Here is a 15979-nt window from a genome sequence, read left to right on the forward strand (position 1 = left end):
GGACGGTGGGCCGGTGCGCTTGCTGCAACCGGTTCGTCGCTCGCATAAGCGGGGAGCGGGCTGCCGTATCGCCGGGCTTCACCGCCTGGCCCTCTAGGTCATCGCGCGTCCGAAGGGACGCGGTCATGATCTATCTTATTGTTGTCGCATCGGATTCTTCCGAAAAGTGGATTCCATTTTTCGGTCCGATGCTGGGGAGAACTCAGGTCGCCGCATGACCACGACATCCATTCTTCCGGACGCCGACGCGGCGATCTCGCTTCGGCAGGAGCGCAGCAATGTCCTGCGTCTGGCGATCTGCCAGGCGCTCGCCGGCGCCAACGCCACCGTCGTCTTCGCCACGGGCGCGGTCGTCGGCGACATGCTGGCGCCCAGCAAGGCCCTCGCGACCATGCCGGTCTCGATCTTCGTCGTCGGCATGGCGCTCTGCACGCTGCCGGCCGGCGCGATCGCGCAGCGTCATGGCCGCGGCATGGTGTTCATGCTCGGCACCGGCAGCGGTGTTCTCGCCGGAGTGCTGGCGAGCCTCGCCATGCTCGTCGCCTCGTTCTGGCTGTTCTGCCTCGCCACCTTCTGTGCCGGCGTCTATGCAGCGGTCGTCCTGTCCTTCCGCTTCGCCGCGACCGATTGCGCTGCGCCCGAACGGCGCCCGCGCGCCTTGTCGGCGGTGATGGCCGGCGGCGTCTTCGCAGGCGTCATCGGCGCGCAACTGGTGACGCATACGATGAACCTCTGGCCGCCCTATCTCTTCGCGGCCACCTATGTCGGCCAGGCGGCGGTCGCGGCGCTGTCCGCCCTCATCCTGCTCGGCGTCAAGCTGCCGATGCCGACTGCCGCGGAACAGGCGGGCGGCCGGCCGCTCGGCATCATCGTGCGCCAGCCCCGCTTCATCCTCGCGGTGATCTGCGGGGTCGTCTCCTACCTCCTGATGAACTTCCTGATGACGGCGGCGCCGCTGGCGATGAAGCTGTGCGGGCTCTCCCAGGAATCGGCCAATCTCGGACTGCAATGGCATGTCGTCGCCATGTACGGGCCGAGCTTCTGGACCGGGCGGCTGATCACGCGCTTCGGCGCGGCGAAGGTCGTCGCCGCCGGCCTCATCCTGACCGGGGCTGCGTCGGCGGTCGGGCTGTTCGGCATCGACGTCACACATTTCTGGGCGACGCTGATCCTGCTCGGCCTGGGCTGGAACTTCGGCTTCGTCGGCGCCTCGGCCATGGTGCTGGAATGCCACCGCCCGGAAGAGAAGGCCCGCGTGCAATCCTTCAACGATTTCGCGGTGTTCGGCACGATGGCGATCGGCTCCTTCCTCTCCGGAGGCCTGCTCTCCGCCTTCGGCTGGAACATGGTGCTGATGCTGTCCTTCGCACCCTTGCTTGTCGCGATCCTAGCCCTCGCGGTCGGGCGCCGTGCGACGGCATAGCGATGTCGAGCCAGCCCGCAAGCTGAGCGGGCATGACGTCGGCGGATAAGGCGTACTTGCTCGCCTCATCCGGAGTTTTGAATGCTTATACATATAAACTATTGTAATTGCTTGGATTTTTGATCTCGGCTAGGCTGGTCGCGTATTCGCCGCAGCTTATCGTTCCGAGCGTTTTTCCATGAACAGCCAGCCTCTCCTGTCAGTCTTGACCGGCGCCGGATGCCGCGATCGCGCCCGCGGCTTGCCCCGTCCGACGGCTATGCGCCCGGCAAGGACGGTCGCCAGCGCGGCGGTCTTCAAGGGCGAGACGGAGATCGGCATCGAGCATCATGGCGAGCTCTATCGTCTCAGGATCACCCGGCAGGGAAAGCTGATCCTGACCAAGTGATGGCCGCCCCCGGCGGGCAGCGCGCGGCCCAGATGGCGGCCTCGCGCGACCGCAAAGGCTCGATCCGGCCATGCCGTGATCGCGCCGCCAACCGCAAGGAATCGAGACCATGACCAGCGCCACTGAAACAGGCGTGCCGGACGGACGCCTGCCGAAGCGCCAGCGCCACAAGGTGGCGTTGCGACGCCTCGACGTCCTGCGCGTGATCGATCTCAGTCCGTCGATGCGCCGGGTGACACTGGGCGGGCCGGAGCTCGAAGGCTTCGCCAGCCTCGGCTTCGACGACCATGTGAAGATGTTCTTCGCGGCGCCCGGCGAGACAAACCCGGTCTTGCCGGTTGTCGGCCCGGATGGGCTGGCCTTCCCCGAGAGCAGTCCGCGGCCACTGGCGCGCGACTTCACGCCGCGGCGGCATGATCCGCAGGCGCGCGAGCTCGATATCGACTTCGCCCTCCTGCATGACGGGCCGGCCAGCAACTGGGCGGTGCAGGTCAAGCCGGGCGATTCGGCCTGGATTGCCGGCCCGCGTGGCTCCTTCATCGTTCCTTTCGATTTCGACTGGCATCTGCTGGTCGCCGACGAGACCGGGCTGCCTGCTCTGGCGCGGCGGCTGGAGGAGCTGCCACAGGGCAGCCAGGCACTCGCTTTGGTCGAGGTTGGTGGCGCAAGCGAGGAACTGCCGCTGCATAGCTCCGCCGGCATCGAGGTGGTCTGGGCTCATCGGGCCGCCGGGGCGCAACCCGGTGCGGCGCTGCTCGCGGCCCTGCCGGCTCTGGCCTTCCCCGATGGCGATTACTTCGCCTGGCTCGCCTGTGAATCCAGCGCCGCCAAGCAGCTGCGCAGCGTCCTCGTCGACGAGCGCGGCGCCAATCGCAAATGGGTTCGTGCCCACGGCTACTGGCGCCGCGGCGCCGTCGCCGTGCACGACGATTTCGACGAGTGAGGCGCCCCGCGCGCCATCCATCGACATCTGCCGAAGCCTAGAGGAGACCAGCAATGGCTGCCGACTTCGACCATGTGCTGACGCACGCCGAGCAGCAGCGCCTCGACGCCGCCCTGCAGAAGCTCTCGGGGAGGGCGACGCGAAGCGAGCCTGTGGCTCCGGCCCCGAGCGAATACGAGGAACATGTCTGGCTGGCGCAGCAGCAGGTTCCCGAGGCGGTGCTCAAGCATGTCGTAGCCTGCCGGCTAAGCGACGCGCCCGATCTGGCGCGCCTCATCGGCGCGATCCGCGATGTCGTGCGCGCCTGGCCCGGCCTGAATGCCCGTTTCCGCTTCAGCGAGGATGGCGAGCTGCACAAGCGCTTCGCCGGCGAAGAGGGGCGGATCGTCAGTCTGATCCGGGCCGAGACGCTGGAGCAGGCGATCGCGGCGATCTTCGATCGGCAGGCGGCAAGTTGGGACAGCGATGGCGAGCCGCCTTTCGAGGCGCTCGTGATTAGCTGCCCGCAGGAGACGGTTCTAGCGCTGGTCCTGCATCGCATCCTCGATGCGGCGCACCCTGCCGCGGAACTCCTGCTCGCACTTGGCAGGGCTTATGCGGGCGAGCCGGTCGCGCCTGCTACCTCCGCCGCCGTGGCGCGTACTCCCGGTACGCCACTGCTCGCCGCCGGCGAAGCCTCGGCCATGCTGCCGGCATGGATGCGCCGAAGTGGAAGCGTTGCGGGTCTCGACATCGTCGATTTCGGCAATCTCCGTGCCCCGCGGTCAGAGCAGGCGCTGGCCGGTCGATACGGCTCCGCGATCACGCTGGAGGCCCTGAACGGCCTCGCGCCGGATGCGTCTGATCAGGAGGTTCTCGCCCATCTCACCGCGCTGTTCGCCCGCTATTTGTCCGCTCTGTCCGGCAAGCGCGAGATCGATCTGCTGATTCCGAGCGGACCTGCCGCGCAGGTCTGCGATCCCCCCTCATCCGTCACCGGTGGAGACGCTGTCATCCTGACGGTGGACGCACAGGCTCCGGCGACGACGACCGTTCGTGCGATCCAGGACCGGCTCTGCCTGACGGCGAACGCTCCGACGCGCCGCGCGGGGAGGGCGGAGCGGCCCGTCCTGTTCGTCAATTGGCTCGACGATCCCGCGGATAGCTTGCAGATGCCGGGTGTGTCGATCGAGCGGTTGCCGTTGCCGACCCTGGAGACCCGCCCCGATCTCGCCTTCGCCGTTGGGCGTAGCAAGCAGGGCGGCGTCGCGGTCGAACTCGTGACCGGGCAGGGGCTTTCGCCGCTGGTCGGCCCCGTCCTGCTGGAGCGCTTCCTGGCCTGGCTGGGAGAGGGCGAGGCCGCCTTGCCGGGCGTCTCGCCGGCTGTTGCCGCCGACAAGCCGCAAGGCAGCAACGCCACTGCAGCCGAGGTGCCGGCAGTCGACGCCGTGGTGGCCCTGATCCTCGCCGAGTTCCGCGCCGCGCTCAACGCGCCGGCGCTGGGGCCGGACGATGACTTCTTCGACCATGGCGGCCACTCGCTGATCGCAACGCGGATCATCGGGCGCCTGCTCAGCCAGCATGGCATCGAGCTGCACTTCAACGACCTGTTCAGCTATCCGAGCGCCGCCGCGCTCGCGCTCAAGGCGCGCCGCACCGGCGAGGCGAGCCCGGAAGCGTCGCGTGCCGCGCCGATCGAGGAGGCTCCGAGCGCGCCGCTGTCGCTGGCGCAGGCATCGCTCTGGAAGGCCTATGCCGCCTTCGGCTTCAACGAGATCTTCAACCTACCCTTCGCGCTCGACTTCCTCGAACCGGTCGACGAAGCCCTGTACGGGCGTGCCTTCACCGACGTGCTTGAGCGTCATCCCGGCCTGCGCAGCCTGTTCCGGCGCGAGGACGAGAGGATTGTCCAGCAGGTCGTGCCGACGGCCGAGCTATCGCAGTACAAGTGGTTCTGGACGAGCGCCGAGAGCGTGGGCGTCGATCGCCGCGACGAGGCGCAACACCATTTCGATCTGGCGCAGGAACTGCCTTTCCGCCTGCGCTTCCTGATCGATCCGGCGACAAGCCGGCAGGTGCTGTCCTTCCTGTTCCATCACGTCGTGCTCGACGAATGGTCGGTCAACCTGATGATGGACGAGATCGCCTATTGCTACCGCGTGCGCGCGGCCGGCGGCATGCCGGTCTGGTCGGATGCGCCGGCGCCGTTCCACGAGTTCGCCCGGCTTCAGAATGCGGCCGGCGTCGACCAGGAGCATCTCGCCTACTGGACGAACATGCTTCACGGTGCGCCGGAGCCGCAGCCGATCCTTCGGCGTCAGGACCGAGCCGAGTCCGTCGGCGAGGAAGCGTCCGCTGCCGGCGGCTGGGTCGAGTTCAAGCTCGACCGGGAGGCGACGGAAGGGCTCTACGCCCTCGCCAAACAGAGCAGCGCTTCGCTGTTCAACGTGGTCTATGCCGGCATCGCCGCCTCGCTGCGCCAGCTCGGCTCACTCCCGGAACTGGTGGTCGGCACTTCGGCTTCGGGCCGCAGCGACGCCGCCTTCTTCGACACGGTCGGCTATTTCACCACCGTCGTCGCCCACCGCATCCGCTTCGACGAGGCGATGAGCCTGGGCGGGCTGGTCGGCCTAGTCAGGAACCTCGTCAACGAGTCGCTGCCATCGAGCGAGATCCCGATCGACCTGGTCGAGGAGGCGCTCGGCATGACCCCTGGCCGCGACCATCTCTTCGAGGTCTTCATCCAGATCCACGCCAAGAACAAGCTGAACGGCGAGCTGGGACTGCCGGACGGGCGCAGCATCACCTTCCGGCAGGTCGATCCCGAGCGGCACGAATCCATGCTCGGGCTGCACTTCGAGGTGATGGAGGAGGCCGATCTCGCCGGCGAGCGCTCGATCCGCGTGCTGATGAGCTATCGCTCGGAGCATTATGGGCCGCAGGAGGTCGAGAAGATCACGGCGACGACCAGCGGTGTCTTCACGCTGATGGGCCGGGCTGGTGGGGCGCAGGTGAGGCTGGCCGAGCTGGGCGCGCATCTGCCGGAGGGGTGAGCGCCCAAGGGCGCTGCCTTTTCGCCATGGTCGGGCTTGTCCCGACCACCCACGCCTTCCTTGATACAAGGCTGCGTTCAAGACGTGGATGCTCGCCACAAGGGCGAGCATGACGGCACTGTCGCGCTCAGATCAGGCCGAGTACATCCTCTCGCTGCTCCGCCAGAAGCTCCGCGACCGGCCGAGCCAGCGCCTCCGATGCGAGTGCCCGCGCGAGAAAGGCGGGCAGTTCATCGCCATGCCGCTCGAACGGTTCCCTGGCGAACATCGCCGGGTCGGCCGACATCGCGAATGACAGCTCGCTGCCATCGTCCTCGCCGCGTAAGGTGAGGTCGATGCCCTCGCCCTGGCCGCTGCCCATGATCTCCCGCGCCACCTTGCAGTCGTGGAAGCTTGGCGCGCTGAAAGGCAGGACGTTGATGAGCGGCGAGAAGAAATAGCGGCTACCCTCGGGCATGCCGTTGTCCATGGCGATCTGCTCGATCCGGTAGCGGCCATGGCGGCGCTGCGCCCGCAGCGTGGAGGCGTTCCCGCGCAGGACATCTTCAAGGCTTTCCCCCGGCCCGAATGAGAGATGGAACGGCAGGATGTTGACGACCATGGCGGGCGTGTGGGCGGCGAGGCTGCCCCAGCGACTCATGAAGGGCAGCCAGAAGGCGAGGACTTCACGCCCGTCGATCCGTTGTCGCGGCAGGCTGCGCGAGAGATAGAGTCCGGAGAGCAGCACAAGCAAATCGGGCCAGCCGATACCCGTCTCCGTTGAGAGCCGCCGCAAGCCCGCGCTCACATCTGCTGGCAGTATGCCATAGACCTCGTGCGGCGCTTCGCCTGCCTGCTTGTCGCCACGATGCAGCACCGGCAGCGGGGCATGCGCGGCGAACTCGCCTCGCCAATAGGCGCGGTCGCTCTCATGGCGGCGGCTGGCACGATAGGCTCCCTCTTCCGCGATGAAGCTGGCGAAGGGGTGGAAGGCGGGGCCGGCCTCGCCGCCGGTCAGGGCCTGCGAGTAGAGCTGGCCGCAGCGCTGCTCGATCAGCGTGAAACCATAGCCGTCGAGGACGATGTGGTGGGCGCGGATGTACCAGAGATAGCGTCGCTCACCGACGCGCATGAGCCAGGTCGCCGCAAGGCCGGCGCCGCGCAGGTCGAGCGGCGCCGCGACGTCCGCTTCCATACGGAGCCGCGCCTCCAGCAAGGGATCGGCGGCGCTCCTCAGGTCATATTGCTGGAGGACAGGCCGCAATTGCGGATCACAGCTCTGCAGCGGCGTCTCGCGGCCCTGCTCGACATGGAAGCGCACGCAGAGCGCGTCGGCTTCGGCGACCGTCTGGGTGATGGCCGCGACCAATGCCGGTTCGTCGGTCACGCCGTCAATATCGAGGCAATGCGCGACGGTCGCGATCGGCTCGTCGGGGTGAAAGGTGAACTCCTCCCAGAAATCGAGCTGCGGCAGGGTGAGCGGCATCAGGGCGCGGCGCGGATCGGCCTGCGACATGGAAATCTCCTGTTCGGACTATAGCATCGGACCGAAAAGTGGAATCCACTTTTCGGAAGAATCCGATGCGATAACAATGTGATAGATCATCGTGACCGCATCTATTCGGATGCGCGATGATCTATGCGGGCGGCGGCGCGTTGCCTCACCGCTCCTGATCGCGGAGCAGCAGCGCGACCTGCCCGGCATTGCGGCAGCGTAGTAGCTGATGCGGCGTCAGCTCGGCGTCGAGCTCGTCGCGGATACGGCTCGCCACGGATTTGAGGTGGGAAGGCAGCAGGCCGAGGCGGATGAAATCGGTGGCATCGTCGATCTCCGCCGAGGCCGGCTCGCCGAGCACGGCGAGGTAGAGGTCGAGGATTTTGCGGCTGCGCGAGTTGGCTGGCGGTGCCGTCTCTGCCGCCGCCGGTTCGCGGCGCTCGGCTGCAGCCGCGAGCAGCTCGCGGGCTTTGCGGCGGTCCGGCTTGCCGTTCGCCGAAAGCGGCAAGGCCTCGACTTCGACGAAGCGGGTCGGGACATGCGACTCCGGCAACACGCGCCTGGCATGGGTGCGCAGTTCGGCGGCGCTCGGCTTGCCCGCTTGCGCCGGCAGATAAACGACGCCGATCTCGGCCTCGCCGCGCTGCTCGACGCCGCAATCGACCACCAGCAATTGGCGGATCTCGGGGTGGGCGCCGAGCTCCGCCTCGATATCGGGCAGCGAGACACGCACGCCGCGAACCTTGACATAGCCATCGACCCGGCTGGCGAAGAGGATGTTGCCGTCATGGCGATAGCGGCCGCGATCGCCGGTGCGGAAGGCGCGCACCGGCTTGCCGGCTTCATCCGCGACGGTGACGAAATCGCTCTGGCCGAGCACGCCGTCCTGGAGATAGCCGAGCGCGACGTTGACGCCGGCGGTGTGGATGCGCCCGACGACCTCGGGCGGGCAATGCTCGCCGCGCTCGTTCAGGATGAAATAGCGATTGCCCGGTAGCGGCCTGCCATAGGGGACCTGCCCGGTGTCCTCAGGACCGATCTCGTGCCAGATGCTCCAGATCGTCGTCTCGGTCGGCCCACCGAGCGAGACGAGGCGCAGCGCCGGATCGAGACGGCGCAGTTCGGCGATCACCGCCGGCTTGATGTAGTCGCCGCCCTGGGCGATCAGCCTGAGCGAGCGCAGTTCGTCGCCGCGTCGGCAGGACAGCAGCATCTCCAGGATCGCCGGCACCGAACACCAGAGGCTGACCTTGTGCTCGGCGACGAGCCGGTTCCAGGCGATTGCGTCCTTCTCCTCGCCCGGCGCCGGCTGGACCAAGGTCGCGCCCGCCGTCAGGCAGCCGAAGACGTCGAAGATCGACATGTCGTGATGCAGCGGCGTCACCGAGATGAAGACGTCGCTTTCGTCGGCCTGCCAGTTCTCCAGCGTGCGGCCGATGACGTTCGAGGTCGCCCGGTTCGAGAGCACCACGCATTTCGGCCGGCCGGTGGTGCCGGAGGTGTAGAGGTAATAGGCAGGCTCATCGCTGGCCGAGAGCGCATCGAGCGCCGGCAACAGTGCCAGTGGATCGGCCGGCGCCTCGCCTGCCAGCAGGGACTCGGGCGTCGCCGCCTCATGTCCTGTGACCGGGACTGTCGATATCACCAGAGCCGGCCGGCAATTGGCGAGGAGATAGTCGAGCCGTTCCGGCGGTGAAGCCGCGTCGATCGGCACCCAGATCGCGCCGGAGAGCGCGCAGGCGAGTGTGATCGCGGTGTGCTCGGGCCCGCGCGGCAGGCAGATCGCGACGACATCGCCCTTGCCGACGCCGCGCTGCTGCAGCGCCGCCAGCGCCTTGCCCACATTCGTGCCGAGCTCGCCATAGGAGATCCGGCGGGCGCCTGAGATCAGGGCGATCTTGTCCTTGTCGCCGGCGAAGAGATTATCGGCGATGCGTTGCAGGAAGCGGCTGCAGGCGAAATCGCTCTCCGAGCCGTTGAGCCGGTGGTGGCCGAGGTCGAGCATCTCGCCCCGCACGGTCTCGAAGGCGTCGCGTTCGCAGATCGTGGCGACCTGCCGGTCGAGCGCGGCGAGGATGTCGCTGATGATTCCGCGGCCGATCGCCTCGCGGGCATGGTCGATCTCAATGACGAGAGTGCCCTCGTCATCGTCGCGGAAGCGGATATCGACGGCGACCTGCGGCGTCTGCGTCAGTCCGCCATGGCGGCGGATGCCGGCATCCGTCGCCAGTTTCGGCCAGCCGAGCCCGTTGGTGACGACGACGGGCAAGGCCGGCCCGCCGGGATGGGCGTTCATCAGGAGGCGGCTGATCTGGACGCCGGACTGGGAAAGATGCTCCAGTCCCTCCAGCACATCGCCCTGCAGGGCCTGCGCGCGCTCGCGGAAGCTGCCCTGCCGCGCATCCCAGTTGACGGCGATGAAGCTTGACCGGTTGGCGAGCTCGGCCGAGGCGGCGGGGGCGACGGGAATACCGATGCACAGCGCGCCTTCGCCCAGCCAATGCGACAGGGTTTCGAGAATGACGGCCGTCACCGCCGTATTCTTGAACAGGCGTTCCCTGGCGGCGAGGCGGCAGAGCGTAGTGAAACGCTCGCGGGCGATCGTCAGGCTCTCGCGCTCGTAGCGCGAGGCGGCAATTGCCTCCAGCGGCTTCGTCCAGGGCAGTTGCGGCGGGCCTTCGACGGGCTGGAGCTTGCGAGCCCAATAGGCGGCGTCGTCGCGCCGCTTCGCCTCGTCGGCCGGCAGCGGCAGGGCCGCAGCCTCCAGGCTTGGTGCTTCACCGCCCAGCAGCTCGACCAGCAGCGAGGCGATGGCGCGGCCGTCGAGGATCAGGGCATCGAAGCGGGTGAACAGCACGCAGGTCGTCCGGTCGGAATCATCCGCCTCCGGCTCCGGCAGGCGGAACGCCGTTACGTTCCAAGGTGAGCGCGCGAGGTCGAACAGGCGATGCGCATAGTCCTCACGCTGCCCGTCGATCCAGGCGAGCGCCTCGGCGTGTGACAGGCCGCGCAGGTCGATCTCGTCATGGTTGACGGTCGGCTCGGAGGAGACCCACGAGACTCGCCGCTGCGCGTCGATACGGGTGCGCAAGGCGGGATGCCGCCCGACCAACGCCAGAAGGCGCTGCGGCAGCGCCTGAATGTCGATCGCGCCGCGATACTCGCGGAACTCCTGCATGGCGACGCCGCCCAGCGGCAGATGCCGCTCGCGGCCGAGCAGATAGGCCTGCTGCAGGTCGGTCAGCGGCGTTTCGTCCCGGCCGTGGGCGCCGCCCTGCGCGGCATCGGAAAAATCATCCCGCATCGATCGTCTCCAGGAAGATGCGCGCGATCTCGTCGGAGGCGCCGCCGGAGCGGGCGCGGACGAGACGGGCGAGGCTGCGAGGCGTCGCCGCCTCGTCGAAATCCGCATGCGACGGCGCGCCGGTGGGGCAATAGCGGTCGAGGAAGCGGGTGATCTCGGCCTGGGCGGCCGCGCTGATCACGCTGCCCTGATGCACCGCTTCGCCCGGTGACAGGCGCCCGAGCAGGCCGATCAGCATGTCTTCGGTCGGGCTGGTGGTTTCCCGGGCCGGCCGTGCCTTCGCCGCCGGTGCAGCGTCGAGCGCCTCCGGCCGTGCGGCGATCTCGCGCAGCAGTGCGACATAGGCCTCGAAGGTCTCGCGAACCCAGGCTTCCGGCAGAGCGTCGAGGCGGACATCCCAGTTCACCAGGATACCACCGTCGCAGGCCGCGACCTGGGCATCGATCGCGACCTGCGGCCCCTGCGAGATCACCCAGTTCATCGGCCCGAAGACACGCCTGACGGTCTCGCTGAAGAGCTCGCCGCCGGAAAGCCCGAGCCCGGCGGTGAAGACGACCGGGGCAGTCTGGATCGAGCCGTGCAGCCGCGACAGGTCACGCATTACGCTGACGCCGGGATAGCCGTCATGGGCGATCAGCTCGACCATCTGCCGGCCGATCTTGCGGCACAGCTCCGCCAGCGTCGCAGGAGCAGCAAGGTCGATGCCGAGGATCAGCACGTTCGAGAAGTCGCCGACGATCCGCTCGACCTCGGGAACGAGCGGCACGCGCCAGAAGCTCGGCACGTTCAGGCGGAAGCGGGCCTGCCCCGTCGCCCGGCCGAGCACGGCGGCGAAAAGGCCGAGCGCCAGCACGGATGGCGTCACCCGCAGATCGCGAGCACGCCTCTCCAGTGCGCGTCGCTCATCGGATGAAAGCCGGGTTGCCAGGCGCTCGCTTGCCGGCTCTGCCGGAGCATGAGGCGCTGTGGGCATTTCCGGCGCCGGAGGGACCTCAGCGAGGCGGGCGCGCCACCAAACCCTGTCGCGCTCGCGCCGTTTCGCGCCGTTGGCTCCGGCGCCTACCCGGTCCAGCCAATCAAAGAAGCCGTGAGAGGCGGGCGCTTGCGGCTGATCGGGGTGCTCGTAGAGCCGGGCGAGATCCTCGATGACGATCCGGAAGCTGTTCGGATCGATCGCGATCATGTCGGTGTCGACATGCAGCCGGCAGAAGCCATCAGGCAGCAGGCTGAGGCCGAACGCTGCTGCCTCGCCGCGGGCGAGATCGAGCCGGCGATGGCTCCAGCTTCGGCGCTTGGCGAGGAGGCGGGCTTCTCGCGCATCCGCCGAGAGCTCCCGCATGTTCTCGACATCGAGCGGCAGCGGGTCGGCTGTCGGATCGAGGTGCTGGCAGCCTTCGGCATCGACCCGCAGCCGCAGCATCGGGTGCAGTCGGCAGAGCCTGCGAACGGCATCGCGCAGCCGCTCGGGCTCGAGGTCGCGCCCGTCGAACTCGCCATAAAGATGTGCCGTCACGCCTCCGAGGGAGGTGTGTGATTGGCGGCCAAACCAATAAGCCGCCTGCATAGGCGTCAATTGTCGCATGTTCATGGCATTTGTTTTGAAGATTTATAATCGATTACTGCAAATCGATTTCGATTGACATTGCTTCTTACGAAAGCAAGAAGCTGTCAATGTCTGCGATCAGCATCGCTGAATGAAGCCTCTTTAGAAGTAGAGTAACTTCAATGCTGGAAAGTTTAGCCTTGAAACAGAATCTTAATTTCAAATTTGGTGCTTTATTCGCATCGAATGGGCGAGAATTGTTGTCATCGGGAATCCATGAGTGGATCTCCGTGCCAGCCCATGGTGGCCAGGATCGCGGACAGGGTCTGCACGCGGCGGTTGAGGCAGCTTTCGAGCGAGCCAGGCGGGCAGGGCAGGGCAATCCGATCCTGATCGGCGCCATTCCCTTCGATGTGCGCGAGCCGTCCTGTCTTTATGTCCCGGCGGCCTATGAATGGCGCGAACAAGCCGCTCCGGTGGAGGCGGCAGGCGAGCAGCTGGACGTTCCCGACCTGCTCGATCAGCGCAGCCTTCCCGACGAGGACGGCTTCAAGAAGGCGGTCGAGCACGCCATCGTCAATTTCCGCCATAGTGATGTCCGCAAGGCGGTGCTGTCGGTGGTCCGCGAATTGCGCTTCGCCGGGAGCATGGATGTCGGCCGGCTTCTCGCCAGCCTGCGTGCTCAGAACAGCCAGGGCTATCTGTTCAGGATTCCCCTGCCTGACGAGGGCGAGCTCGTCGGAGTCAGCCCCGAATTGCTGATCTGCAAGCAGGGCGGCCGGATCGTCTCGAACCCGCTCGCCGGCTCGGCCAAGCGGCAACCCGATCCGCAGGCCGATCGCGCGGCGGCCGAGCAATTGGAGCGCTCGCAGAAGGACCAGTACGAGCACCGGCTGGTGATCGAGAACATCCGCTCGATCCTGGCGCCGCTCTGTGCTGAGCTCGACGTTCCCGACGCGCCGTCCCTGATGAGCACGGCGGCGATGTGGCATCTGTCGACCCGCATCGAGGGCGCGCTGAACGACCCGGCGATGACCGCGCTCCAGCTCGCCTGCATCATCCATCCGACGCCCGCGGTCTGCGGCTTCCCGACCGAGAGCGCCCACAAGCTGATCCGCTATGTCGAGCCCTTCGAGCGCGGGTTGTTCACCGGTCTGGTCGGCTGGTGCGACGCGCAGGGCAATGGCGAATGGGCGATCACCATCCGCTGCGGCATCGCCCGGCGCGACACGCTGCGGCTCTTCGCCGGCGCGGGCATCGTCGAGGCCTCCAATCCCGCCTCCGAATGGGAGGAGGTGCAGGCCAAGCTCGGCACCATGCTCAGCGCCTGCGGCCTCGCCGCCTGACATCGAAGGACCACGTGATGACCATCGATTTCCAGCGCTGGCCGGCGGAGCTCGCCGCGCGCTATCGTTCGCGCGGCTACTGGCTCGACCAGCCCCTGACCCGCATCCTCGACACGCAGCGGCAGGAGCGCCCCGACGCGGTCGCGGTCATCTGCGGCGACCGGCAGATCAGCTATGCCGAGCTCGACCGGAAAGCCTCGAACCTGGCTTTCCGATTGAGCGAAGCCGGGCTCGGCCAGGGCGACACCGCGCTGGTGCAGCTGCCGAACTGCGCCGAATTCTACATCGTCTTCTTCGCGCTGCTGAAGATCGGGGTCGCACCGGTCAATGCGCTCTTCAGCCACCGCAAGCTGGAGATGACCTCCTATGCGCAGCAGATCGAGCCAAAGCTGGTGATCGGCGCGCGCTCGCATGAGCTCTTCGCCGATGACAGCTTCACCGTCGAGCTCAGGGAGTTCTCGCCGCGCCTGTCGCTCGTGCTGCTGCTCGGCGGCAACCGCGCCTATAACGACCTCGAGCGCTGGCTGGCGTCGGAGACCAGCGCCGCCCCGGCCGGGGCGCCGTCGCCTGCCGACGAGGTCGCCTTCTTCCAGCTCTCTGGCGGCAGCACCGGCACGCCGAAGCTGATCCCGCGTACGCACAACGACTACGACTACAGCGTCCGGGCGAGCGCCGAGATCTGCGGACTCTCGCCGCAGACGCGCTTCCTCTGCGCGCTGCCGGCCGGGCACAATTTCCTGCTGTCTTCGCCCGGCGCACTCGGCGTCTTCCATACCGGTGGCTGCGTCGTGCTGGCGGCAAGTCCCGAGCCGCTCGCCTGCTTCTCTCTGATCGAGCAGCATCAGGTCGACATGGTCGCGCTGGTGCCGACGGCGGTGGCGCTCTGGCTGGAGGCGGCGGGGCGAGAGAAGCCCAGGCTCGACTCGCTCAAGCTGATGCAGGTCGGCGGCGCCAGCTTCGCCGAGGCGCTGGCCCGGCAGGTGCCCGGGGTGTTCGGCTGCGCGCTGCAGCAGGTCTTCGGCATGGCCGAGGGGTTGGTGAACTACACCCGTTTCGACGATGACGATGAGCTCGTCTTCACCACCCAGGGGCGGCCGATCAGCCCCGATGACGAGATCAAGATCGTCGACGAGGACGGTGACCCCGTTCCGGAGGGCGAGAGCGGCGAGCTGGCGACGCGCGGTCCCTACACCTTTCGCGGCTATTACCGGGCCCCCGAGCACAGCGCCAAGGTCTTCGACGCCGAGGGATTCTATTACTCCGGCGATGTCGTGCAGCGGGTTCGCGGCGGCTATCTGCGCGTGGTCGGCCGGGTCAAGGACCAGATCAATCGCGGCGGCGAGAAGGTCGCGGCCGAGGAGATCGAGAACCTCCTGCTGCGCCATCCTGAGGTGACGCATGCGGCGCTCGTCGCCATGCAGGACGCGCTGCTCGGCGAGAAGAGCTGCGCCTTCATCGTCGCGCGCGATGCGGCCCTGCGCGGGCCGGTTCTGAGGCGGCACCTGCTGGAGCTCGGCGTCGCCGAATACAAGCTGCCGGACCGCGTCCGCTTCATCGAGACGATGCCGCTCACCCCGGTCGGCAAGATCGACAAGAAGCGCCTGCGCGCCGAGCTCGTCTGATCCTTCTCATCCAGTTCACGAGAGATTCCATGGCCATTCCGCAGATCACCGACTATCCGATGCCGGCGGCGAGTGTCTTTCCGGCCAACCGCACACAATGGCGGCCCGATCCGAAGCGCTCCGTCCTGCTGATCCACGATATGCAGCGCTATTTCCTGCGCTTCTACGACGCGAAAGGCCAGTTGCTGCCGCAGCTGATCGGCAATCTCGTGCGCCTGCGCGACTGGGCGCGGGCCAATGGCGTGCCTGTGGTCTACACGGCCCAGCCGCATGAGCAGCCGGCCGGCGACCGGGCCCTGCTCAACGACATGTGGGGGCCGGGCCTCACCGTCGCCGCGCCTGATCTCCAAGAGGTCGTCGCCGAGCTGACGCCGGGGTCGGAGGACATCGTCCTGACCAAATGGCGCTACAGCGCCTTCAAGCGCTCCGACTTGCTGGAGCGGATGCGCGCGCTCGGCCGCGACCAGCTCGTGATCGGCGGCGTCTACGCCCATATCGGCTGCATGGTGACGGCGGTCGATGCCTTCATGAGCGACATCCAGCCCTTCCTGGTCGGCGACGCCGTCGCCGATTTCTCCGAGGCGGAGCATCTGATGGCGCTGCGCTATGTCGCGACGCGCTGCGGTGCGCTGGTCTCGACGCAGAGCCTGGCGGGGGTGGAGGAGCGTCCGCAGGCGACGCGCGAATGGCTGCAGGCGCGCGTGCTCGAGCTGGTCGAGGACGAGACCGAGCTCGATCCCGAGGAGAACCTGATCTACTACGGCCTCGATTCCGTGCAGGTCATGGTCCTCGCCGGCGAGTTGAAGGAACGCGGCATCATCGTCGGCTTCGACGATCTCGCCCGCGTGCCGACGCTGAACGGCTGGTGGTCGCTGATCGAGCAGCGTCGCCTGGCGGCGTGAGC

At 67.4% G+C, this 15979-nt stretch carries 9 protein-coding genes and 1 pseudogene; 7 read left to right on the top strand and 3 right to left on the bottom strand.

Annotated elements, in window-relative coordinates; genetic code table 11:
* Nucleotides 1-214: 214 nt before the first annotated feature.
* The 4 genes from AC3WLC_RS10850 (at nucleotide 215) to AC3WLC_RS10865 (ending at nucleotide 5786) form a co-directional block, all read left to right on the top strand.
* Complete coding sequence (locus AC3WLC_RS10850) at nucleotides 215-1423, top strand: MFS transporter (protein ID WP_493683933.1); 1209 nt, start codon at nucleotides 215-217, stop codon at nucleotides 1421-1423.
* Between the two features lie 259 nt (nucleotides 1424-1682).
* The gene (hemP, locus tag AC3WLC_RS10855; RefSeq protein ID WP_493684539.1) at nucleotides 1683-1811 is read left to right on the top strand and encodes a hemin uptake protein HemP; all 129 of its coding nucleotides are present in this window, start codon (nucleotides 1683-1685) and stop codon (nucleotides 1809-1811) included.
* 109 nt (nucleotides 1812-1920) lie between these two features.
* Complete coding sequence (locus AC3WLC_RS10860; protein ID WP_493683934.1) at nucleotides 1921-2754, top strand: siderophore-interacting protein; 834 nt, start codon at nucleotides 1921-1923, stop codon at nucleotides 2752-2754.
* 53 nt (nucleotides 2755-2807) lie between these two features.
* A complete protein-coding gene (locus AC3WLC_RS10865; protein WP_493683935.1) occupies nucleotides 2808-5786 on the top strand; it encodes a condensation domain-containing protein in 2979 nt (992 codons plus the stop codon).
* A 127-nt stretch (nucleotides 5787-5913) separates the two neighbouring features.
* On the opposite strand, the gene AC3WLC_RS10870 is transcribed toward AC3WLC_RS10865, so the two are convergent.
* The 3 genes and pseudogenes from AC3WLC_RS10870 to AC3WLC_RS10880 form a co-directional block, all read right to left on the bottom strand.
* Nucleotides 5914-7281 (bottom strand): condensation domain-containing protein, encoded by a 1368-nt coding sequence (locus tag AC3WLC_RS10870; protein WP_493683936.1) that lies wholly within the window; start codon nucleotides 7279-7281, stop codon nucleotides 5914-5916.
* Between the two features lie 145 nt (nucleotides 7282-7426).
* Nucleotides 7427-10513: pseudogene (locus tag AC3WLC_RS10875) on the bottom strand (amino acid adenylation domain-containing protein); the annotation flags it as partial.
* A 40-nt stretch (nucleotides 10514-10553) separates the two neighbouring features.
* Entirely contained in the window at nucleotides 10554-12152 is a 1599-nt protein-coding gene (locus tag AC3WLC_RS10880) for a condensation domain-containing protein (RefSeq protein WP_493683937.1), read from the bottom strand.
* 137 nt (nucleotides 12153-12289) lie between these two features.
* Here AC3WLC_RS10880 and AC3WLC_RS10885 point away from each other — a divergent pair, with 137 nt between their 5' ends.
* Genes AC3WLC_RS10885 through AC3WLC_RS10895 form a run of 3 tightly spaced genes read left to right on the top strand, consistent with a single transcriptional unit; the run spans nucleotide 12290 to nucleotide 15977 of the window.
* Complete coding sequence (locus AC3WLC_RS10885; RefSeq protein WP_493683938.1) at nucleotides 12290-13453, top strand: isochorismate synthase; 1164 nt, start codon at nucleotides 12290-12292, stop codon at nucleotides 13451-13453.
* Between the two features lie 17 nt (nucleotides 13454-13470).
* Nucleotides 13471-15075, top strand: coding sequence for a (2,3-dihydroxybenzoyl)adenylate synthase (locus tag AC3WLC_RS10890; RefSeq protein ID WP_493683939.1), 1605 nt, complete (start codon nucleotides 13471-13473; stop codon nucleotides 15073-15075).
* A 29-nt stretch (nucleotides 15076-15104) separates the two neighbouring features.
* A complete protein-coding gene (locus AC3WLC_RS10895) occupies nucleotides 15105-15977 on the top strand; it encodes an isochorismatase (protein WP_493683940.1) in 873 nt (290 codons plus the stop codon).
* Nucleotides 15978-15979 lie beyond the last annotated feature (2 nt).

It is taken from the genome of Allobosea sp. GW821-FHT03A12 (assembly GCF_058986765.1).